A 21,615-nucleotide genomic window follows, 5' to 3' on the forward strand; every position below is an offset into this window, starting at 1 on the left:
CGATAATGGAAAATCTGTATTCTTTATGGAGACAAACGGGGCTCTCTCACTTAGGATTAGTTGAGAACCATAACAATATTTTCATCTCGGCAAATTATAGAACGACACACATGGCCATTACGAATTACCTGTTTGCAAAGCAACGCTCTCTTCATCGCTTGCAAGGACGCATATGGTTGTCGGTTTCTCTCTCTGCGGCCCTGAGCGGGACGGCATTACCCGGCACCGCACAAACTCTCGATTCCGGTTTCGAGGACAGTATTCCCGGCTTGAACGCCGCGATACCGGAAGTGCTGACCACCACCAGACTGCGGCAGCCCAAAACCCGAGTGCCCGGCAGTACGACGGTGATTGCCGGAGACCTGATTCGGGACCTGGGTATCAGAAGCCTGTATGAAGTCTTCCGCCTGGTGCCAGGCATGGTGGTGAACTTTGTTGGCAGCCATCAACCCGTAGTTACCTACCACGGCACAGTCCACTACGAACAGCGCAGAATGCAGGTGCTGGTAGACGGCCGGACGGCTCACCGGGCAACCCTGTCCGACATGGACTGGGAAACCATGCCCGTGCCTCTGGAGCTGATTGAGCGCATTGAGGTGGCCCGGGGGCCAAATTCGGCCGCCTACGGCATTAACGCTTTTCTGGGGACCATCAATATCATTACCCGGGACCCTGCTGACAGCGCCAATCTCGAGACCACGGTGACCAGTGGGTCTCGGGGCTACCTTCGCACGTTTGCTTCCACCGGCAATGCCGATTCAAGTTACGACTGGCGCCTGAGTTTCGAGAAACGCAAGTTCGACGGATTTGATTATCAGGTCGATGACGATGAACTCTTTCCATTTAATGATGGCCACGATATCAATTCATTTATCTACGATTCGCGTCTGACGTTTACACCACAGACCAATCTGGAGCTTCACGCCGGTGTGGTCGATGGCACCAAATATCAGGACAAGGACAAAAGCGGAGAACTGAACCCTCTGGACCATCCGGACATCGACGTACGGGACTACTATCTGCACAGCAAGCTCAACCACAGTTTTTCCAGCCAGCACTTCGTCCACCTGCAGGCCAGTGTCGAGAACTTTAATCGCCGCCAGGAATATGCCATCAGTTTTCCGGACAGCACGGCGGAGTGCCTGCGCAACAACACACCCTTGTACGAGTACACTTACACCGACGATGGCCGCGAAAGGCGCTGCTTCATAACTCAAGGCGGACCCAACGCCTTTGCGGAGGTGGATGCAGATTCCGAAGACACCCGGCTTGAACTGGAAGCGCAGGACACTCTGATTGTCAGCGAAAGCCTGAAGTTTGTTACCGGGGCCGGATTCCGAAAGGATATCTTCCGCTCAGAAACCTACTTCAACGGGCGAGGAAACAATTACCAGTCCCGCCTGTTCGGCAATGTGGAATACAGCCCCTGGCAGTGGGTTACTTTTAATGCCGGAGGAAACTGGGAACGAACCAGCACCACCGACGAGAGTTATTTTTCACCACGGGTGGCAACCAACTTCGTTCTCAACAACAACCATGCCCTCAGGTTCGTATTCTCCAGAGCGGTACGAACTCCGGATGGTTTTGAGCAAGACCCGGACTTGGGTTATACGCTGCGCAATGTCCGGCCCGCTATTTATTCCGACCTTGAAGGCCGACGCGTCGACATTTTCGATGCAGCAGAAGAAACCGCTCTGCTTACCCTTGGAACACCCCTGAAAGAGGAAACCATTACCTCTCGCGAAGTGAGTTACTTTGGTCAGTTTCCCCTGAACACTGCCCTGTTCTCTCTTGAAGTCCGGGCATTCCAGGATGAACTCAGGGATATGATCAGTGGCGTCATTCAGTTAAAAGAATGGACTATCGATAATAACGTTGCAGTAGATCAGAAAGGATTTGAGGTGGAGGCAACTCTGGACTATCCCGGTACGACCTTGAGGGCCAGCTACGGCTACCTTGATCAGGACACCTGGTATGACGGGGAGCCTATTTTCGACGCCAATGGCGACAGGGACTTCGGCACCGAGCGCTATAACGCGGAATTGCTCACGCGAATGTCAGTCCGACACTCAGGCAGTCTGGCCGTTATTCAGGACCTCCCCGCCGGGTTTAAATGGTCTGGCGCATTTTACTGGGCCGACGAATTCAACACCCAGTTTGAACGCTTTGACACCCGGCTGGTGAAACAGATTTTTCAGCCACGGTATACGGCTGAAATCGCGCTATCCATGCAGCACTACCTGAACCGGGAACCTGAGCTAAGCTCAGACAACAACATCGAAGATCATAATCAGTTTTTTGTTGAAGCCGGTATTCGCTTTTGACGGTGTGCAGGGCGGGAAACTAAACAGTCAATGGAATGGACCAGCTGTCTGACGATGCTCAACTCCAACGGTAACGGTACAACGGGCCGTGTATCCGATTTTGCCAGATTGACCTTTGCGCTGATCTGGCTGGTGGCTTTGTTGTTCGTTAATTCCGGTCTCGCTCTGGCACAGCAAGCGAGCACAAAGTTCGCCTATATCGCGGGTTCGGGAAACGCTGCGCTGGATGATCATGTTACCCGCCTTTTATCAGAACAGCTGGGCGACCAGATAGCACTGGAACCATTGATTGAAAGTCAGATCGCTATCCTGAAGGATAAACCGGTTATCGCGATCGGGCCTGCCGCATTTTCACGGGTGCGACAGGCCAACAGGGATTTGCCAGTACTGGCATTATTGGTTGAGAGGGATTTTATCGAAAGCTATGCCACGCGCTCTGCCGGCCAGGTTTCTGCGGTGTATTACGACGTACCTTTGTTGCGTCAAGCACTGACCGGCAAGGTCATTTTGCCTCAGGCAACCCGCGTGGCCATGCTTGCCACGACCGAAAGCGTGGAGCTTTATGAGCCCCTGATTGATCAACTGGCCCCCTATGGCCTGGAAGCCAAGGTGTTTATTGCCGATACCGAGGATCAACTTATCCCAAGCCTGATTCGAGCCCTCAGCTTCGGTGATTTTCTGCTTGCCGGGCAGGATGATGCCATTTACAACCCACGCAATATCAAACACATTCTGCTGACCGCCTATCGCAGGAACAAGATCCTGATCGGCCCGAGCCAGGCCTATGTCAAGGCCGGCGCCCTCGCCTCCAGTTATGCGCCATTCATTGAGATGGCTGAGCTTGCAGCCAGTCACCTGACAACCTATTTCGACTCAGGCACCTTCCCGGCGCCAACCTACCCTGACGAATATCGGGTTGAAGTAAACCAGCAGGTTGCGCGATCCCTGAACATCCCGCTGCCAGAACGGGAGTGGATTGCCCAGGCGGTACAAAACATGATTAGCGAGAACAACCAGGAGGCAGGCCAATGAACACCACAGCCAACACTCCCGGCATGTCGCTCTCGCGGCGTCTTCTCCTGCTTGGCGCCCTGCCCGCGGTTGTGATTTTTGTGGCATTGATGGTTTTCTTTACCTCAGCCCGTCTCGAAGATGCCCGTCTGGACCTGGCCCAGAGCAGTCAGATGCTTGCTGACAGCCTCGCCCCAGCACTTGAGTATGCCGTGGTCTCCGGTAACTCAACGGCTCTGGAGCAGGTCCTCGGGCAGTCCCTGAAACGCAGCAAAGCAGACTGGATTCGCGTGACCGACGTTGTTGGTGAAGAGCTCGGTTTTGTCAGCCGAGGTGTTGAATCGGAACACACAGAAACCGGGATCTTCGACATCTATGAGGCCGAGATTCTTCAGGAACCGCTAGAGATCGGTTCCGGAGGAGCGGGTGACTGGTTTACCGGCGGCTGGAACTTCAATTCCGGATCGCTTCGGGTAGGACTGGTGCAAGTCGGGGTGAACCCCGACGTTCTGGAAACCCGAAGGCAGGATATTCTCTGGAGCTCACTGACCGTGGGCTTTGCCTTGCTGGTGTTCAGCCTGCTGCTGGCAAACCATTTCCTGAACAATATCCTTCAGCCCATGCGACAACTATCCAGCCGCGTTGGCAAGCTGATTGTTGGTGACTACACCACGCAACCGGTCTCGAGCAAGGGCAGTGCCCGGGAAATTGCGGAGATACAGCAACAATTGAACGAACTCGCAGTTCACCTGGAACAACTTCGATCTGCCCGAGACCAGACACTGGCGATTTCTGAAAGTGCCCGGGAGAAAGCTGAACACGCCAGCCAGGCCAAGTCAGAGTTTCTCGCTACCATGAGTCACGAACTTCGGACTCCTCTGAACGGCGTGCTCGGCATGGTTGACCTGATTCATGAAGAGCCATTGACCAAGCGTCAGAGCGACTACCTGACCACGGCCCGGCAATCCACGGAAGACCTGCTGACCGTGATCTCCGATATCCTGGACTATGCCAGAATGGACAATGGCAATCTGGTATTGGATCAGCAGGCTTTCGATCTTCAGAGCCTGTTTACCAACTGCGTCGCCTCTTACCGTCACGCCGCACAAAAGCAGGGGCTGAGCCTGGATCTCCAGTTCCTCGGTGAATGGCCACGGCATCCTGCCGTGCTTGGAGATGCGCCGCGGGTGAGGCAGATTCTTGCCGGGCTGATCGACAACTCACTGAAGTTCACCAGCGAAGGATTCGTCGGCATCCGGGTGAACTGGCTTGAGCTTGAAAACCACTGCGTACTCGTCCAATGCTCGGTTAAGGATTCAGGCTCTGGTATTCCTGCGGAACGACTGCAAAGTGTCTTCAACAGCTTTGAGCAGCTCGACACCGGCGATAACCGGGCTCACGGTGGCACAGGGCTTGGGCTGTCGCTGGTCCAGCGCCTGGTCGAATTGATGGGCGGGCATGTGCAGGTGGAGTCCGATATCGGCCAGGGTTCCTCATTCCGGTTCGAGCTTCCTTTCGAGCTAGCCTATCAGAATCCTCCAACCGATGAGCCACGGGAACAGGTCACCGGTACCGCCCGGGCCCTGGTGGTCGAGGATAATCTGGTGAATCAGAAAGTAACGGAAGCGCTGTTGCGGAAGTTCGGGTTCCAGACCGAATGCGTGACCAATGGCACCGATGCTGTTAGAAGGATCAAAAATGACCACGAAGGTTATGATGTCATTCTGATGGACTGCCAGATGCCAGTGATGGATGGCTATGATGCCACCCGCATGATCCGCGACTGGGAACAGGGAAATGGTCAGAGCGGCGTACCCATTATCGCACTGACCGCCGATGTGTCTGAGGATACTGAGAAAGCCTGCAAAGAAGCAGGTATGAACGACTATCTGACCAAGCCCGTGCGCAGGGATACGCTCCGGGAGGTACTCTCTCGCTGGATTCGCGTGTAACAACGAGCGCCGGAGCTGGCAGGCTTTGCACTCCGGCGCTATCCACCCTGTCAGGCCACCGGCTCTCGCATGGTGACAAACTCTTCAGCGGATGTCGGGTGAATGCCCATCGTAGCGTCAAACTGGGCCTTGGTGGCACCGGCTTTAATAGCCACCGCCAGCCCCTGGATGATTTCACCGGCATCCGGCCCAACCATATGGGCGCCCAGTACCTTGTCTGAACTATCATCCACAATCAGCTTCATCAAACAGCGCTCATCACGGCCGCTCAGGGTGTACTTCATGGGGCGAAACTCGGAACGGTAAATCCGCAGCGAATGTCCCGCGTCCCGCGCTTCTTTCTCGGTTAACCCGACCGTTCCGATATTAGGCTGACAGAAGACAGCGGTCGGTATGGCGCTGTAGTCCATATCACCCTGGCCATCACCAAACAGCCGCCGGGACAGCACCATGGCCTGCGCCAGCGCAACCGGCGTTAGCTGCGGCGTTCCGATGACATCACCAAGGGCGGAGATGGACGGTACCGCCGTCTGGAAATGATCGTTCACCTCAACATGACCCGAAGCATTGAGTTCCACTCCCAGATCGGTGAGCCCGAGTCCGTCTACGAGCGCGCGGCGACCTGTTGCAGCCATAACCAGCCCGGTCTCCATGCTGCTGCCATCGCTCAGATTCACCTGGTAGTGAGCATTCAACTGCTCGACAGATTCAATCGTGACATTGAACCGCAGATCCACGCCTTTCTTGCGCATCTCCTGTTCCGTGAACTTGCGGATATCCTCGTCAAACCCTCGCAGGAACAGCTCGCCCCGGTACAGCAGCGTGGTCTCCACACCAAGCCCCGCCAGAATGCCGGCGAACTCGACGGCAATGTAACCACCGCCCCAGACCACGGCGTGGCGCGGTAACTGTGGCAGGTAAAACATCTCATTGGAGGTGAGCAGAAATTCCTTGCCGGGAACATCCGGAACCACTGGCCAGCTGCCCGTGGCAACTGTGATGTGCGCTGCCGAAAAAGCTCTATCACCAACGATCACCGTGTGAGGGTCGCGGAGACTGGCCGTACCCTCAATGATGGTGACGCCGGCATTCTCGAGCAATCGGCCATAAATGCCATTCAAGCGCTCTATCTCGGCATTCTTGTTGGCGACCAGCGTTGGCCAGTCAAACGAGACATCGTCTGTTGGCACAGACCAGCCATATCCGTGTGCATCTTCGAGCTCTTCCCTGACGTGCGCTCCATAAACAAAGAGTTTTTTCGGAACACAACCCACGTTAACGCAGGTTCCTCCCAGATAACGGGATTCAACCACCGCCACCCGCGCACCGCGCTGGGCCGACATGCGGGCGAGCCGGACACCGCCGGAACCGGCCCCGATAACGATCAGATCAAAATCATGGCTCTCAGACACTGTTTCTCCTGTTTACTTCAAGATTGCTGTTGCCGGGGCTCACTCGACTGATCTTCGTCTGCGAGCACTTCCCGGAACAACACGTGGTCTTCAAAATCACCAAGCCGGATCTTGCCCAGGCTTCGGAACCCCTCGGATTCATAAAACGGCAGGTAACGGCTGTTCCCGGTATCGAGCACCAATCCACTGCCCCGGGGGTTTTCCTCACACAGGCGCTCCACTGCCTGCAGCAACATCCGACCATACCCCTTGTGCTGGTATTTTGGGTTGACTCCCATCAACGGCAACTGATGCGCCTGCCTCTGCGGCAAAAGGTCGCGAATCCTGCGATGATACTCCAGATACCGGCGCGTAGATGAAAAGCCCGCCGTCAGAACCATACGCACCCGCCAGCCAAGCTGGTCTGCCAGATTCAGCCTGAGTTCCGGCTCACCCACAAACGCAACAGCAACCAGTGTTTCGTCCACCATCACACCGATGGCATCCTGATTCAGCTCCAGATAAAGGTCGATCAATTCCCGGATGGTCGCCCTCACCCTCTGGCTGTAACCGGGTTTCCGGTGATCGAACAGGTACTGGAATGTCGGCTCCTCCCGATAGGCATGAAAAAGCACCGACTGGGCCTCGTTTCGTGCCGTCTCGTCCAGGCGAACCAGAACAGCTTCAGCATTATTGTTGTTGTCTGCCATCGTGTTGCTCCCTCGCTAGTGTGGGGTCACGCTTGCCGGTCAGATCGCCAGCGTAAGCCTCACGGATACCTGCCCGGGCCCATTGCCCCGATCCAGTGCGGCCTGGTCAATCACCACGCCATGATTACTGTGCAAACGCTCAAGCCAGGCTGCCACATCAGCGTAGGCGGCGTTTTCAAGCCAGACCCGGATGGCACCCTCACCGCTGGGCTCGAAGCGTTGCAAAGAAAGCCCCGCCTCTCCGGCTGAACGAGTCACCAGGGCCATCAATGCCCGCCCGTCTTCAGGCTTGTCAGCCCCTGCCGCAGTTGTCGCTGCGCCACCAGCCGAGCCCAGGCGCTGAATGGTCGTCTCGTTGGCCCGCATCCAGGCCAGGAGTTCTGCGGCATTCTCACGACTCGAGGCAGCCCGGTCATGAAACTGAGTCACCGGCTGCCAGATCAGCAGATAAATCAATGCCAGCAACAGGGCTATACCCAGAGCAGTCAATGCCTGACGGTCGCGGGTGGGTAACTGATCATAGCGAGCAATCAGTTTGCCCACGGCCGGTTGATCCTTGATGCGTGACCACATGGGCTTATCCTCCTGAAACCGTGAGGCGGCCTCGGGCGCCGCTGGATTCGTTGACCACGGAACCGATCTGGGCCTGCAGCCCTTCGCTGGCGAGTCCGTTACGCAGACGGCTTAACCGATCATAACTGTCGGCCCGGATATCCACCACGAGTTCGCCCCGGCTCCGGCTGTAGTTAATCGAGTTAAAGGTAACAGCTCCGGGATTCTGCAGGCGGCCGTACTGATCGCCGGTGTATTTCATCAGGGTGATAAAATCCACGTCAGGGCCCTGGGAGCCAGCAACCCGTAACTGGCCTTCGATAACACGTCGTACGTTTCCGGCATGGGTTCGGCGGTCCGAGGGAAAGGCATTCCGGTAAACCGCCATAGCCTGGCTTTCAAGCTGCTCCGCCTGCTGCTGCTGGTAGATTCCCATACCGATCTCCAGCCCCATCTGGATCACGAACCAGAGTGATGCCACGGCGATAAGCGGCTTCCAGGGTTTCAGGGGGCTGCTGCCCTCCGCCTTGAACGCGAACGCCCCCTGGCACAGATTAATGGGCTGGCTCAGGTGATGGTGGTACGACCAGGCCAGGAACTCGGTTACCGAAAATTCCAACGGCTTCTTTTCGATACGAAGAAGCCCGGTGGTTCCCGAAAGCTCGCTCACCAGGGCCTGGCTCGCGTCCAGATCTGCCTCGGTGCCATATAGCTGCACCGGAATTTCGGCCACCACTTCGTCAGACGAAGGCGCAGCAAGTGTCACTGCAAGCAGCGGAAGATTATCTGCCTGCATGCGCAGCCACTCTCCCCGCTGACTCTGCAGAAGTGCCGACTCTGCATCCAGGCAGATGACCCATCCGGATTCCGCCGCCGGCAACAGTGAAGCGTCTGGATAGACGGCCTCCAGACGGGCGTGGTACCAGCCAGAAAACAGTTGGCGCCAGCGAGCCATCTGCTCGCGATCGATGGCAGCAACCCGGTAGCCCTCAGGCGTGTGCGGCCCCAGCGCGAGATGAACCGAGTCAATGTCCTGGGCTATCTGCTCCTCAACGGCGTACGGCAAGGCCTGCTGAATAAAACGGGTCTGTTTCGCCGGTATATCCGCCAGACAGAAAACCGCCTCGTCACCGGGAATCAGTCCGATCAGCAGCACTTTCTCCAGCGCATTCTGTGCCAGCGTTTGCTCGATATGCTCCCGTGTATCAGCCGTGCCTCTGGCCTGAGCATCGCCACTGGCATCCTGGAGCACCCAGCTGAACAGCTGGGCATCGGGGCTCTGGTCCGGGTCCGCATACGGAGGCACCGGCCGGACAAAAAGGCGGTAAGACATGGTTATCCTTCTGAGAAAGTGTAAGGTTCCTTGGTAATGCGATTCTTCTGCCCGGTATCCCTGTGAACCGTCCGGACTTCGCCCTCCGGGTTTCTATACACGGTGCTGACCATATTGACGACACGATTATCGTAGGTAATCCGTGAGACAACTTCAAAAAAACGGGTCTGAAGCGTTAACCCGTTGGCTTTCAGCCCCATCCCCGAGAACTCCGGCAGTGCCAGGAAATCCTGAAGGTTTTCGAATCGTTCTTCTTCGCGCTTGGCGATAATCGATTCCGCCTGAGCCTCATTCATATCCTCGTGCAGACTCATCAGAACCTGGGCCGTCGCGGTATTCACGTTAATGCCGACGCCGGAGACTGGCAGCGCCACCAGATGAGGCCGCAGCGCAGCATAGATTTCCTCGGTCATGCCCTCAATCAGACGCAACTCGGTAATGGAAACAAAGGGCTGGTTGCCAGTGCGATACGGAGGGTCTGCCATCAGATACTGGCCGTCTTCGGCACCATAAGCGCTGATGGCCTGGTCGTCGGCGTCCATCCAGTCAATGAGCGGGTCTACGGTGAGGCCAGTGATACCCAGAGCACGAAATAACCGGGTGAGCCGGTCTTTGGTGATGGGGTCCACTTCTCCGCTCGCGGTAACCAGATCGTTCAGGTTGATTCTACCTCCAAGATCATCGATCTGGACCTCGGCAACACCACTGTCGTCCAGAGGCAGAATGGCAGCATGCATGGCCCAGAACTCATCCGGACTGTCGACCATCACACTGTTTTCCTTATCCTCTTCGTAGTCCCGAACCAGAATACGCTTGGCAAATTGCTCGGCACCCAGAGCAATACTCTGGCCTTGTTGCTGGGCCAGGTAATGGCCAGCCTTGAACACCCGCAGGCTTTGCTGGCGGGTCATGCCCGATGCCATCAATACCACCAGAGCCATCGCCAACAGCACCATGATCAGGGCGACGCCCTGCTGCCTGCTCCCGGCAAACTTAATCATTGCCGGTCACCCCGCCCGCGGCCTGGCCAGATCCGTCTTCAGTCGCGTCATCTTCCGACTCGGCCTGGGTCTCCTGTTGCTGATTGATCACCGCCTGAGCCTGCGACGGTTCAAAATCCGGCAAACTGAACGTGCGGACCAACTCACCAAAGCGTTCATGTTCCAGTGTAATCTCAATCCCGCGAGGCAAAGAGATGTCGGGTCGGGTTCCCGGCGTCATCTGCGCCAGAGCATCATCTTCTGGCCATTGCTCCTGCCAGTTACCGTTCTCATCCAGAAACCGGATTTCAAACTCCAGAACCCCGTCCAGCATCAGAATGTCCAGGCTTTCGTCTTCCTGCCCCTGATCCACCACAGGCCAATACCGACGGCGCAGTTCAGTTCCGGTATATTCCCAGCCGACGCGCTGCAGACCGCTACGCCGGAGACCAAGCGGATTGCGCCAACCCTGGCGGGTCAGCATCAACGCAAACGCATCATCCCTTGAGGTTAAGGACGGTGAATAATCACCATAAACATCCCGGGCGGGCCGGTTGATGATCTGGGTGATGTCACGTTCCAGCAGCAACATGGTTTTCTGCAAGCCGTCGAACGCCTGGGCAACCTCATCCACCCGGTCCCGGGAGTTCATTACACTGCTCACCACCTGCCAAACACCCAGCCCGATCACGGCTGTGATAGTGACGGCAATCAGTACCTCCATCAGCGTAAAACCGGACTCCCCGGCTAACCTGACCTTGCGCGCGGGCATGCCCATCAGGTTTCTCCCAGGAAGGCAGCCAGGGTATGAACGGCAAACGGTTCTGATTGCGCCCCGGAGTATTTGGCTACGGTTACCTCAATCCGCCGCATCGTGGGCTCTGCCGTAGCCTCAACAACGGTGGTGACCCGCCAGCGGAAATTTCCGAAGTCGGTATCTTCCGAATTCTCCGAAATCCCCGGCAGCTCATCCTGAAGCCGTAGTTCGTTAATCCGGTTTTCCGCCACCCAGCCTGCCAGCGTCTTGTCACGTATGCGCTCAAAACTGGTGATGTAATTCCCGCCCACTTCGGCGGCGGCCGTTGCAATCAGACCGAACACAAGCAATGCGACGAGGACTTCAATCAGGGTGAAACCACGCTGAGGCCGACTCATGACTCATCCCCGGAACCAGGTTTGCGCCATTCCAACGGCGAGACGCCATCTGAAGCAACAACGTGCATCAGGTCAGTGTCCCGGCCCAGGGTGAATTCGATTTCAAACGGTGTGGTTTCACCACTGGAGAAGAACACCACGTCTGGCCTGAGCCGATCCTCGGCCGAGGCCAGTCGCGGAGCGTCACTTTCGATATACTGGGTAACGGTCAACCATTCCGGGAGGGTTCGCTTGTGGAATATGCGCTCACCTGAGGATTTCCACTCGCCTGTCTTATCCTGAAACGCCACGAACCGATAGCCGTCTTCTTCCAGCAGCAAGCCCATTTCCAGGTTATTGAGAACCGCCTGTTCCTGTGCCGTTTGCATCAGGAGGTAAAGCTCCCGAACCTGGCTTTCCAGCTCGCGCTGCTGGGAGCTGCCGGCCATATTGAACACCGCCAGTGCCGCCAGCAGTCCGACGATGATCAGGACTACCAGAATCTCGATCAGCGTAAAGCCGTTTTGGTCAGCCCTGCGGCCCACAATCAATCAGTTCCCGCTGTCCCAGACACTGATATCAGCGGCATCGCCATCCCCACCTTCCTGGCCGTCAGAACCATAGGAATACAGATCGTACGGCCCGTCTACACCAGGGCTGACATACTGGTAGTTGTTACCCCAGGGGTCTTCGGGAACATTTTTCAGGTAGCCGTCCGGGTTCCAGTTTTTCGGCTCAGGGCTGCCGCTGGGCTTGTTGACCAGTGCTTCAAGGCCCTGCTGGGTAGAGGGATAATGGCTGTTGTCCAGGCGATACAGGTCCAGTGCGTTGGCGATGTTACTGATCTGGGTTTCGGCCACCGTCACTTTGGCCTGATCACTGCGCCCCATGATGTTGGGCGCCACAATTGCCACCAACAGGCCGAGAATGACCATCACTACCATGATTTCGATCAGGGTGAAGCCCTTGGTCCGGGCCAGCGCTTTCGGTTGGTTCATGCTCATAGTTTCACTCATCTTGGGTCCGTTGTTTCTCGTCGCTTTCAGAAAAGTTTTCTGGCTTCCTTGCTGGCCCGACGGCGGGCCATCATCCCACCAGGTTGCTCATGTTCAGAATCGGCAGCATGATCGCCAGAACAATAATCAGCACCACCGCCCCCATGAACAGCAGCATCATGGGTTCAAACAGCCCCACAATAGCGGCGATCTTGGATTGCAGGGTGTTTTCCTGCATGCGGGCCGTGCGTTCAAGCATACTGTCCAGCTCGCCACTGGCCTCGCCACTGGCAATCATATGCAGCATCATTGGCGGGAAGTAACCGGTCTGGTCCAGTGAACGGTGCAACGATCCCCCTTCACTGACCTTCCGGGCAGCCTCCCGCAGTTCCTGCCGGAGGTAATCGTTGGAAAGCACCTCCCCTGCAATGCGCATGGCTTCAACCAGTGGTACACCACTGGTGGTCAGAATGCTCAGGGTACTGGCGTAGCGAGCCGTATTCACGCCTCGTACCATGCCTGCAAACAGCGGCAGGTGAAGTAGCCGCTTGTGAAACTTCAGACGCACCGCCGGCTTGGTCAACGCGAAACGGAACCCGATGATCGCCACCACCAGCAACACTAGAAGGTAGACTCCGAAACTGCCGAGAAATTCCGACACCGAGAGCATAGCTACCGTCAGCGCGGGCAGCTCCTGCCCCTGCTTGAGAAAGACTTCGATAATGTCGGGCACCACATAGGTGAGCAGGAACACCACAATGGCAATAGCTACGACACTCAGGATAATCGGGTAAATGGCAGCCAGCTGAATCTTCTGGCGGGCTTCCTGGCGGCTTTCCGTGTAGTCCGCCAGCCGGTTCAGCACCAGGTCAAGATGCCCGGCATGTTCACCGGCAGCGACCGTGGAGCGGTAGAGCCGGGGAAAGGCCTTGGGGAATTCACCGAAGCTGTCCGCCAGTGTGTAGCCTTCCATCACCTTGGCCCGGATAGCAATCAGCATGCTGCGAATCCGCGGCTTGGTGGATTGCTGGGCGGCCGCACTCAGTGCCTGCTCGACCGGAATCCCGGACTGGATTAGCGTGGCCAGCTGTCGGGTGACCAGCGCTAGATCGGCTGCGCTCAGAGAGCCGCGGCTACTCAGTGGGTTGCTACGGGCCTGTTTTTCTACGGCCGCTTCTACCGCCAGCGGGGTCAGCCCCTTTTCCCGGAGTTGCTGGCGCACCGCTCTGGGCGCGTCGGCTTCCAGCACGCCCTGTTTCTGCTTGCCTCTGGCATCCAGAGCTTTGTATTCGTAGGCCGGCATGGATTACTGGCTCCGGTGGGTCACACGCAGTACTTCTTCCACCGTGGTTACGCCATCCAGAATCTTCTGAACGCCATCGGCATGAATACTCGGGCTGTGCAGGCGGGCCTCCCGTTCCAGATCCAGCTCCCCTGCGCGTTTATGAATAAGGGTGCTGATTTCTTCCGTGATCTCGACCACCTCGTAGATACCAATCCGGCCTCGATAGCCCAACTGGTTACAATGCTCACAGCCTTTGGCGCGGAAGATGGTGGGCGGATTGGCCGGGTCCTGCTGCAGGAACTCACAATGCTCTTCGGTAGGCATATAGGGCTCGCGACAGTGGGTACAGAGCACCCGCACCAGCCGTTGCGCAACGATACCGACAAGACTGGAAGAGATCAGGAAAGGCTCGATACCCATGTCCATCAAACGGGTAATGGCACCCACGGCGGTATTTGTGTGCAGGGTAGACAACACAAGGTGCCCGGTCAGACTTGCCTGAACGGCAATCTCCGCAGTTTCCAGATCCCGGATCTCCCCGATCATCACCACATCCGGATCCTGGCGCAGAATGGCTCGCAGGCCCCGAGCAAAGGTCATATCCACTTTCGGGTTCACCTGGGTCTGACCAATGCCCGGCAGGTTGTACTCGATCGGATCCTCGACCGTCAGTATGTTGCGGCTGCGATCATTGATTTCCTGCAGAGAGGCGTAAAGCGTGGTGGATTTACCGGAACCTGTGGGACCGGTCACCAGCAGAATACCGTACGGACGATAGATCAGCTTGCGCAGGGTTTTCAGATCCTGCCCGGCCATGCCGAGTGACTCCAGCCGAATGGTGCCCGCCTGTTTGTCGAGCAGGCGCAGTACCACCCGTTCACCACTGGACGAAGGCATGGTCGACACCCGGATATCAACTTCCCGGCCGGCCACCCTCAAAGCAATGCGGCCGTCCTGGGGTACCCGTTTTTCTGCAATATCGAGTTTTGCCATAACCTTGATCCGCGAGACCAATAATGGTGCCAGCGCCCGTTTGGGCTGGACCACTTCCCGCAACACGCCGTCAATCCGGAACCGGACAATCAGCTGTTTCTCATAGGTTTCGATGTGAACGTCCGAGGCGTTGGTTTTGACCGCCTCGGTAAGAATGGCGTTAATGAGGCGGATAATGGGAGCGTCGTCCTCCTGCTCCAGCAGATCCTCCGTTTCCGGAACCGAATCAGCCAGAGAGGCCAGATCCATGTCGTCACCGATCCCCTCCACCATTTGCATGGCTTCCGCCGAATCATTCTGATAGGCGGCATTCAGGGCCTGGTCGAAGCGGTCCGGTTCGACGGTAGAGAACTTCGCCCGGCCACCGCTCACGCGGTTTGCCTCGGCCAGTGCGGTGTGGGAAGCCCCCGGGCGCACGAGAATGACCGGCTCGCCCTCTTCGTTGCGGGTAAGGATGACTCCATTACGCTTGGCGAAGGTAAAGGGAAGTCTGCCCAGCGGCGCATCCTGCGGCTGAATGTCGGTTTGGGTGGTCAAGCTCGTCCTCGTTAAATCCGTCTGGTCACTGATTGTTCTTATGGGGCCACCCGTTGCGACGGCCCTCCACGTTGTCAGCGTAAGCAAAAAGGCTACCACAGGAATGGGAACCACTGAACAACTCTATACACTATACTGCCACTAATTCATTGCAGTCTGATAACCTGTGAGCTTTTTACGATTTCCCAATGCATTCAGGAACGACAATGCTTGCAATTGATCGAAGGACTCCGCTGCTTCTGGCCATAGCAGCAGCAACGGCCATGCTGGCGCTGACCGGCTGGCAAGGCTATCAGTTCTGGCAGAATGAAACCCAACGTACCCTGCCGCAACCGACCCGGGAAGCTTCAACAGGTGCAGATCAGGCCAGAACCGTGCCTGATGTTCAGTTGTCGGATCTGGAAGTGTTCGGCTCGGCGACTGCCACCCCGCAAAATGAAGACACCAACACAGAGAACCTGCCGGAAACCAACCTTCGCCTGTCCTTGCGCGGTGTGCTGGCAGCAGACGGCGACTTCCCCGGCAGCGCCCTGATCGAAGACGACAAAGGCAAAACCGAGGCCTTTCTGGTGGGTGATGAACTGCCCGGAAATGCCAGGCTTCGTACTGTGTTTGCCAATCGGGTCATCATTGAACGATCCGGCAAACTGGAAAACCTCTACTTCCCGGAGACCGAAGATCGCTCCGGGGTCGATTTCGCAAGCAATGACGAGCCTGCCTACGAAGCTCCCCCACAGCAAGAGGTTCAGGTGCAAAGAGCACGCCCCCAAACCAGCGCCTCGTCGGCCGACCAGCAACAGCGGCGAGAGGAAATCCGTCAACGGCTGGAACAGTTACGCCAGCGGCTTCAGAACAACAACTGAGGCCCGCCATGGAAGCGGCAAGCAGACTTACACGTCGCCAGTCCCTGTTGCTTCCCCTTATCCTTACCGTGTCTGTTGTCAGCGCACTTGAATTAAGCAGCCGCCTGATGACCTATGTGCTGGAAGAGTTCGGCGAGGCCGCGCACCAGCGGCTTGAGAACTGGCAACGCCTGCATGCGCTGGCTGCCAACGCTCCGACAGATCGCCAGCTTCGGCTGGTTAATTCCTTCTTCAACCGGGTGACGTTTGTCAGCGACATCCGCCACTGGGGCCAGGAAGACTACTGGGCCACGCCGGTGGAGTTGCTCACCACCAACGGCGGTGACTGTGAAGATTTCTCCATCGCCAAGTACCTCACCTTGAGGGCCATGGGCGTCCCCGATGACCAACTCCGGATTATCTACGTCAAGGCACTGGAGTTGAACCAGGCCCATATGGTTCTGGCCTGGTATAAAACGCCGGGCTCCGACCCGTTGATTCTCGACAACCTGATCAATGACATCAAACCGGCTTCCCAGAGAAACGATCTGGAACCGGTATACAGCTTCAACGGTGAAGGCCTGTGGCTGAATCGCACATCCGGCGACAATGCCAGAATTGGCGATGCCCGGAAGCTGGAGCATTGGCGGGATCTTAACGACAGGCTGACCGAAGCCCTCCGCCCTTGAGAAGAACGCGCTGTGAATACCGATTGTCGGCAAATGACAGTGAGCTTGTCGCTCTCTGACACTGGTAACGGCCGGCCAGCCGTTAGAATGCCCGCAATTCGATAAACGATGGAGCAGTACAGAATGCGACGCTGGAATGGATGGGGTGACGAACAGTTCTCACTGGAATTACCGGAGCAAGGTCAGGCCTTTCTCACAGATCGTGTGGGAGGCGGCTCCCCGCTGGCGGATATCACCCTGGATGCCGCTTGTGAGCAGGTTCCGGGATCCCGGTTGCCCTCGGATGCCCGAGTTGACGATCTGATTGACCGAAGCCCGGAAACCCGGGTCCGGCACGCCCGGGGCCAAAGCCTGCCAGACTGGCTGGCCATGCGCAGCGGTGATATTGGCGAGTTCCCGGACGGCGTGGCCTTCCCGAACACCAGTACCGATGTTCGCGCCCTGCTCCATTACGCTAACGACAAGGATATCCAACTGATCCCCTACGGGGGTGGCACCAGCGTGGCTGGCCACATCAACCCGGTAGACCAGGGCAAACCGGTTCTGACCGTCAGTCTTGCAAATCTTAACCGCCTGATGGACCTGGATCGGGAAAGCCAGATCGCCACCTTCGGAGCAGGCACCCCCGGCCCACTGGTGGAATCCCAGTTAAGAGCCCATGGCTATACCCTGGGACACTTCCCTCAGTCGTTCGAGCTCTCCACGATTGGCGGCTGGGTGGCATCCCGCTCCAGTGGCCAGCAGTCACTGCGGTACGGCCGCATAGAACAGCTGTTTGCCGGCGGCCGGATTGAAACCCTGCAAGGCACCCTGACAATCCCCACCATTCCGGCCTCCAGCGCCGGCCCGGATGTCAGGGAAATGATCCTCGGTTCGGAGGGCCGGCTGGGCCTGATTACCGAGGTCAAAGCCCGGATCAGCCGTCTGCCTGAACAGGAAAGCTTTCACGTGGTGTTCTTCCCGGACTGGGACAAGGCCCGAACCGCCGCTCGCAAGCTGGTTCAGAACCGGGTTCAGCTTTCCATGCTACGACTGAGCAACGCCATTGAAACCGAAACCCAGCTGGCGCTGGCCGGGCATCCGAAACTGATCGGGCTACTGGAACGTTTTCTGGCTTTCCGCGGTGCGGAAGACGGCAAATGCATGATGACCTTTGGCGTAACCGGCAGCAAAGCCCAGTGCCGGGGAGCACTTACGGAGGCCCGCAAACTCTGCAGTGACTACAAAGGTGTCTATACCGGCACAAAACTTGGCGCGAAGTGGGCGGAGAAGCGCTTCACCATGCCCTACCTGCGCGAAGCCCTGTGGCAAATGGGCTATGCCGTGGACACCCTGGAAACCGCCACCGACTGGGACAACGTTGATACCCTGATGAACCGGATTGAAACCAACCTCAGGGAAGGTCTGGCAGACAAGAACGAGCGAACCCACGTATTTACCCACCTGTCCCACTTTTACGGCCAGGGTTGTTCCATCTATACAACCTATGTTTTCCGGGTTGCGGATAGCTATGACGAGACCCTGAGCCGCTGGCAACATCTGAAAAACACCACCTCAGACCTGATCGTGCGGAACCGGGGCACCATCAGCCATCAGCATGGCGTAGGCAAGGACCATGCCCCCTTCCTCCCTGTCGAAAAGGGAGAGCTGGGTATGCGTGCAATTCGTTCGCTGACCCAGAGCTTTGATCCGGACCAGCGCCTGAATCCCAAAACTCTGCTGGATTGAAGTGATCATGGATCGACAACAGATATTGGAAAACCTGAAGGGCGAAACGCAGACCTTCGATGTGGTAGTGGTGGGCGGCGGCATTACCGGCGCCGGCGTTGCCCGCGAAGCCGCGGGCAGCGGATTGAAGACGCTGCTGGTGGAGCAGAAAGATTTCGCCTGGGGCACCTCCAGCCGCTCTTCCAAGATGGTCCATGGCGGACTTCGCTATCTGGCCAGCGGACACATCGGGTTAACCCGCGATGCTGTCCGGGAACGCGAACGCATGTTGCTGGAAGCGCCTGGACTGGTCGATCCACTGCCTTTCCTGATGCCCCACTACAAAGGCAGTTTCCCGGGCCCCGGGCTGTTCCAGATGCTGCTGGCCATGTACGACCGCCTGGCCGGCACCCGCAGCCATCAGAAATATACGCCAGCGGAAACCCTGAACTGGGCCCCGGGGCTCGATACTACCAACCTGCGCGCCACCAGTCGTTTTACCGATGCGGTGACAGACGATGCCCGCCTGGTCCAAAGGCTGATTGCCGAAGCCTCCCACGACGGCGCCATGTGCCTGAACTATGTCGCCGCGACCGCCGTCGATCGGGATGATAACGGAACTGTCTGCGGATTAAGACTGACTGCCGAAGAGAATGCAGAGCAGAGCGCCATCACGGTCAATACCCGATGCGTTATTAACGCTACCGGCGCCTGGGCCGATCGGTTGCAGAAACAATCAGCGACAGATCACCCGCTCACCATCCGACCGCTGAGAGGCAGTCACCTGGTCATTCCGTGGCACAAGCTGCCGGTGACCTGCGCGGTTTCTCTGATGCACCCGGATGACCGAAGGCCTGTATTTGCCTTCCCCTGGGCAGGTGCCACGGTTCTGGGAACAACCGATCTCGAACACGCCAAAGATCTGAACGAGGAGCCGGCCATCACCGGTGGGGAAGTAAATTATCTGCTGCAAATTGCCACCCGTTTATTCCCCGGTGCGACCATTGAACGGGCCGACGTGCTGTCCACCTGGGCGGGCGTTCGACCTGTGGTCACCGACGGCGGAGGTAAAGCTCCGTCCCGGGAGAATCGGGAACACGCCATTCGGTACGACAAGGGCCTGATCAGCATCGCCGGCGGGAAGCTCACCACCTTCCGCCAGATGGCACGACAGGCGTTGGCCATGGCCCTGGGTGATCAGCATGAAGACCGGCTTCGTAGCGACGAGCAACGGGTATTCACGGCCACGCCAAACGACCGTAAACCCGATGATATTCCGACGCTGGCCTGGCATCGGCTGGGCGGCTATTACGGCCCGCACCGCCAGTCTATTCTGAACCAGGGTGACGCGACCGAAATCCCGGACACCGGTTTGCTCTGGGCCGAATTGGAATGGGCCTGTCGCCATGAACAGGTTCAGCATCTGGATGATCTGATGCTGCGGCGTACCCGCCTGGGGCTGATCCTGCCTGACGGGGCGGCCAGCTTACTTCCTGAAATCCGCAACCGATGCCAGAGCCTGCTTGGCTGGAATGATGCCCGCTGGGATCAGGAGCAAGAGCGGTATCTGGCAACCTACCGTAAGGCCTACCAACTGCCGATGGGCGAGGATGCCCGGGATGCCTGAGACCCCACTGATACTGGCGATAGACAACGGCACCCAGAGCATCCGCGCCCTGCTGTTTGACACCCAGGGTAACTTGTTGGGTAAGGGCAAGCAGGAAATCGAGCCTTACTTTTCCGAGCAACCCGGCTGGGCAGAACAGCACCCGGAGTACTTCTGGGACAACCTTGGCATTGCTTGCCAGCAACTCTGGCAAACCACCAGCGCCCGCCCGGAGCAGGTGGTGGGCGTGACCGTCACCACGCAACGCGGCACGGTGGTCAACCTCGATCGTGGGGGCAAGCCCCTGCGGCCCGCCATCATCTGGCTGGATCAGCGCCATGCACGGGTAGACGGGGCGGTGAAAGGCCCCTGGGGCTGGCTGTTCAAGCTTGCCCGCCTGGAGGAGACCATTGGCCGCTTCCGGGAAAAAACCCAGGCGAACTGGATCGCGCAGAATCAGCCGGACATCTGGGCGAAAACCCACAAGTACCTGCTGTTATCAGGCTATTTGAATTACCGATTGACCGGTGAATACCGCGATTCCACCGGCAGTCAGGTGGGCTACCTGCCCTTTGATTATAAACGCCAGCGTTGGGCGGGGCCCCGGGATTTCAAATGGCAGGTGATGCCGGTGACCCCGGGTATGCTGCCTGAACTGATACCGCCTGGTGAACAGATCGGAACCCTGCTGCCTGAGGCGGCGGCGCACCTTGGCCTGCCGGGTGGACTGCCCGTCATCGCCGCGGCATCAGACAAAGCCTGCGAAATTCTCGGCTCCGGCGGTCTGTCTCCGGAGACCGGCTGCATGAGCTATGGAACCACGGCCACCATCAACACCACCAATGCCCGCTATGTGGAACCCACCCGGTTCATGCCGCCGTATCCGTCTGCCCTGCCCGGCCACTACTCCACCGAAGTCATGATCTATCGGGGTTTCTGGATGGTGAGCTGGTTCAAGCGGGAATTCGGGCTGCGTGAGCAAAAGCTGGCAGAACAGAAAGGCATTGAACCCGAAGCCCTGTTTGACGAACTGGTGAATGCGGTGCCGCCAGGCTCCATGGGTTTGATGCTACAGCCCTACTGGAGCCCCGGCGTGCGCCAACCTGGCCCGGAAGCCAAGGGGTCCATTATCGGCTTTGGCGACGTGCACACACGAGCTCACGTCTATCGGGCCATACTGGAAGGGCTGGCCTACGCCTTGAAGGAAGGCAAGGAACGCATCGAGAAACGCAGCGGCCAGGCTATCAAGCGGCTTCGAGTGGCAGGCGGCGGGTCCCAGAGTGATGCGGCCATGCAATTGACGGCTGATATATTTGGATTGCCGGCGGAACGCCCGCATACCTATGAAACCTCCGGACTGGGAGCGGCTATTGATGCCGCCGTGGGGCTGGGATTACACCCGGATTTCGACACGGCGGTCACGGCTATGACCAGAACCGGCCGGGTATTCGAGCCCAACCCGGAAGCATCTGCGCTTTATCAACGTCTCTACCGGGAGGTTTATCAGGATATGTATCCTCGCCTGCAACCACTGTACAAAAAGATCCGGGAGATTACCGGCTATCCGCGCTAGC

The 21,615-nt window shown here is 57.7% G+C and carries 19 protein-coding genes; 8 read left to right on the top strand and 11 right to left on the bottom strand.

The features are described from left to right. Positions 1–110 precede the first annotated feature (110 nt). The 3 genes from ACF8YQ_RS09220 to ACF8YQ_RS09230 are packed head-to-tail and all read left to right on the top strand — an operon-like array spanning position 111 to position 5,287. A complete protein-coding gene (locus ACF8YQ_RS09220) occupies positions 111–2,324 on the top strand; it encodes a TonB-dependent receptor plug domain-containing protein (protein WP_396621209.1) in 2,214 nt (737 codons plus the stop codon). Positions 2,325–2,354: 30 nt separating this feature from the next. Then, the gene (locus tag ACF8YQ_RS09225; protein ID WP_396621210.1) at positions 2,355–3,356 is read left to right on the top strand and encodes an ABC transporter substrate-binding protein; all 1,002 of its coding nucleotides are present in this window, start codon (positions 2,355–2,357) and stop codon (positions 3,354–3,356) included. Further along, entirely contained in the window at positions 3,353–5,287 is a 1,935-nt protein-coding gene (locus tag ACF8YQ_RS09230) for an ATP-binding protein (protein ID WP_396621211.1), read from the top strand. The genes ACF8YQ_RS09225 and ACF8YQ_RS09230 overlap by 4 nt, the downstream gene beginning before the upstream one ends. Positions 5,288–5,337: 50 nt before the next feature. On the opposite strand, the gene gorA is transcribed toward ACF8YQ_RS09230, so the two are convergent. The 11 genes from gorA to gspE form a co-directional block, all read right to left on the bottom strand. Further along, complete coding sequence (gene gorA, locus ACF8YQ_RS09235; protein WP_023010225.1) at positions 5,338–6,699, bottom strand: glutathione-disulfide reductase; 1,362 nt, start codon at positions 6,697–6,699, stop codon at positions 5,338–5,340. 17 nt (positions 6,700–6,716) lie between these two features. After that, positions 6,717–7,388, bottom strand: a complete 672-nt coding sequence (locus ACF8YQ_RS09240) for a GNAT family N-acetyltransferase (protein ID WP_022992395.1) — start codon at positions 7,386–7,388, stop codon at positions 6,717–6,719. A gap of 39 nt (positions 7,389–7,427) precedes the next feature. After that, entirely contained in the window at positions 7,428–7,961 is a 534-nt protein-coding gene (gene gspM, locus ACF8YQ_RS09245) for a type II secretion system protein GspM (protein WP_011784849.1), read from the bottom strand. Positions 7,962–7,965: 4 nt separating this feature from the next. After that, complete coding sequence (gene gspL / locus ACF8YQ_RS09250; RefSeq protein WP_014421643.1) at positions 7,966–9,273, bottom strand: type II secretion system protein GspL; 1,308 nt, start codon at positions 9,271–9,273, stop codon at positions 7,966–7,968. A gap of 2 nt (positions 9,274–9,275) precedes the next feature. Beyond that, positions 9,276–10,274, bottom strand: coding sequence for a type II secretion system minor pseudopilin GspK (gene gspK, locus ACF8YQ_RS09255; RefSeq protein ID WP_396621212.1), 999 nt, complete (start codon positions 10,272–10,274; stop codon positions 9,276–9,278). Continuing rightward, positions 10,267–11,031: a type II secretion system minor pseudopilin GspJ gene (gene gspJ / locus ACF8YQ_RS09260; protein WP_396621213.1), complete on the bottom strand. Its 765-nt coding sequence runs from the start codon at positions 11,029–11,031 to the stop codon at positions 10,267–10,269. The genes gspK and gspJ overlap by 8 nt, the downstream gene beginning before the upstream one ends. After that, positions 11,031–11,408, bottom strand: coding sequence for a type II secretion system minor pseudopilin GspI (gspI, locus tag ACF8YQ_RS09265; RefSeq protein ID WP_011784845.1), 378 nt, complete (start codon positions 11,406–11,408; stop codon positions 11,031–11,033). Before gspI ends, gspJ begins: the two co-directional genes overlap by 1 nt. Then, entirely contained in the window at positions 11,405–11,932 is a 528-nt protein-coding gene (gene gspH / locus ACF8YQ_RS09270) for a type II secretion system minor pseudopilin GspH (protein WP_014421646.1), read from the bottom strand. The genes gspI and gspH overlap by 4 nt, the downstream gene beginning before the upstream one ends. 6 nt (positions 11,933–11,938) lie before the next feature. Then, positions 11,939–12,385: a type II secretion system major pseudopilin GspG gene (gene gspG / locus ACF8YQ_RS09275; protein ID WP_031210904.1), complete on the bottom strand. Its 447-nt coding sequence runs from the start codon at positions 12,383–12,385 to the stop codon at positions 11,939–11,941. A gap of 88 nt (positions 12,386–12,473) precedes the next feature. Beyond that, positions 12,474–13,685, bottom strand: coding sequence for a type II secretion system inner membrane protein GspF (gene gspF / locus ACF8YQ_RS09280; RefSeq protein WP_014421648.1), 1,212 nt, complete (start codon positions 13,683–13,685; stop codon positions 12,474–12,476). Between the two features lie 3 nt (positions 13,686–13,688). Further along, positions 13,689–15,197, bottom strand: a complete 1,509-nt coding sequence (gspE, locus tag ACF8YQ_RS09285) for a type II secretion system ATPase GspE (protein ID WP_022992398.1) — start codon at positions 15,195–15,197, stop codon at positions 13,689–13,691. 206 nt (positions 15,198–15,403) lie between these two features. On the opposite strand from gspE, the gene ACF8YQ_RS09290 reads away from it, so the two are divergent. The 5 genes from ACF8YQ_RS09290 (at position 15,404) to ACF8YQ_RS09310 (ending at position 21,614) form a co-directional block, all read left to right on the top strand. Beyond that, positions 15,404–16,060 (top strand): type II secretion system protein N, encoded by a 657-nt coding sequence (locus ACF8YQ_RS09290; RefSeq protein ID WP_014421650.1) that lies wholly within the window; start codon positions 15,404–15,406, stop codon positions 16,058–16,060. 8 nt (positions 16,061–16,068) lie between these two features. Further along, positions 16,069–16,728, top strand: a complete 660-nt coding sequence (locus ACF8YQ_RS09295) for a transglutaminase-like cysteine peptidase (RefSeq protein ID WP_014421651.1) — start codon at positions 16,069–16,071, stop codon at positions 16,726–16,728. Positions 16,729–16,851: 123 nt separating this feature from the next. After that, the gene (locus ACF8YQ_RS09300) at positions 16,852–18,456 is read left to right on the top strand and encodes an FAD-binding oxidoreductase (protein WP_199452621.1); all 1,605 of its coding nucleotides are present in this window, start codon (positions 16,852–16,854) and stop codon (positions 18,454–18,456) included. Between the two features lie 7 nt (positions 18,457–18,463). After that, positions 18,464–20,062: a glycerol-3-phosphate dehydrogenase/oxidase gene (locus tag ACF8YQ_RS09305; protein WP_396621214.1), complete on the top strand. Its 1,599-nt coding sequence runs from the start codon at positions 18,464–18,466 to the stop codon at positions 20,060–20,062. Continuing rightward, complete coding sequence (locus ACF8YQ_RS09310) at positions 20,055–21,614, top strand: FGGY-family carbohydrate kinase (RefSeq protein ID WP_396621215.1); 1,560 nt, start codon at positions 20,055–20,057, stop codon at positions 21,612–21,614. Before ACF8YQ_RS09305 ends, ACF8YQ_RS09310 begins: the two co-directional genes overlap by 8 nt. Position 21,615 lies beyond the last annotated feature (1 nt).

It is taken from the genome of Marinobacter sp. W-8 (assembly GCF_044342215.1).
Lineage (GTDB): Bacteria > Pseudomonadota > Gammaproteobacteria > Pseudomonadales > Oleiphilaceae > Marinobacter > Marinobacter nauticus.

Bases quoted from the DNA above. Each gene is read 5' to 3' on its own strand.
- ACF8YQ_RS09220 (WP_396621209.1), top strand. From the start codon at position 111: ATGGCCATTACGAATTACCTGTTTGCAAAGCAACGCTCTCTTCATCGC.
- ACF8YQ_RS09225 (WP_396621210.1), top strand. From the start codon at position 2,355: ATGGAATGGACCAGCTGTCTGACGATGCTCAACTCCAACGGTAACGGT.
- ACF8YQ_RS09230 (WP_396621211.1), top strand. From the start codon at position 3,353: ATGAACACCACAGCCAACACTCCCGGCATGTCGCTCTCGCGGCGTCTT.
- ACF8YQ_RS09240 (WP_022992395.1), bottom strand. From the start codon at position 7,388: ATGGCAGACAACAACAATAATGCTGAAGCTGTTCTGGTTCGCCTGGAC.
- gspM (WP_011784849.1), bottom strand. From the start codon at position 7,961: ATGTGGTCACGCATCAAGGATCAACCGGCCGTGGGCAAACTGATTGCT.
- gspL (WP_014421643.1), bottom strand. From the start codon at position 9,273: ATGTCTTACCGCCTTTTTGTCCGGCCGGTGCCTCCGTATGCGGACCCG.
- gspK (WP_396621212.1), bottom strand. From the start codon at position 10,274: ATGATTAAGTTTGCCGGGAGCAGGCAGCAGGGCGTCGCCCTGATCATG.
- gspJ (WP_396621213.1), bottom strand. From the start codon at position 11,031: ATGGGCATGCCCGCGCGCAAGGTCAGGTTAGCCGGGGAGTCCGGTTTT.
- gspI (WP_011784845.1), bottom strand. From the start codon at position 11,408: ATGAGTCGGCCTCAGCGTGGTTTCACCCTGATTGAAGTCCTCGTCGCA.
- gspG (WP_031210904.1), bottom strand. From the start codon at position 12,385: ATGAACCAACCGAAAGCGCTGGCCCGGACCAAGGGCTTCACCCTGATC.
- gspF (WP_014421648.1), bottom strand. From the start codon at position 13,685: ATGCCGGCCTACGAATACAAAGCTCTGGATGCCAGAGGCAAGCAGAAA.
- ACF8YQ_RS09290 (WP_014421650.1), top strand. From the start codon at position 15,404: ATGCTTGCAATTGATCGAAGGACTCCGCTGCTTCTGGCCATAGCAGCA.
- ACF8YQ_RS09295 (WP_014421651.1), top strand. From the start codon at position 16,069: ATGGAAGCGGCAAGCAGACTTACACGTCGCCAGTCCCTGTTGCTTCCC.
- ACF8YQ_RS09300 (WP_199452621.1), top strand. From the start codon at position 16,852: ATGCGACGCTGGAATGGATGGGGTGACGAACAGTTCTCACTGGAATTA.
- ACF8YQ_RS09305 (WP_396621214.1), top strand. From the start codon at position 18,464: ATGGATCGACAACAGATATTGGAAAACCTGAAGGGCGAAACGCAGACC.
- ACF8YQ_RS09310 (WP_396621215.1), top strand. From the start codon at position 20,055: ATGCCTGAGACCCCACTGATACTGGCGATAGACAACGGCACCCAGAGC.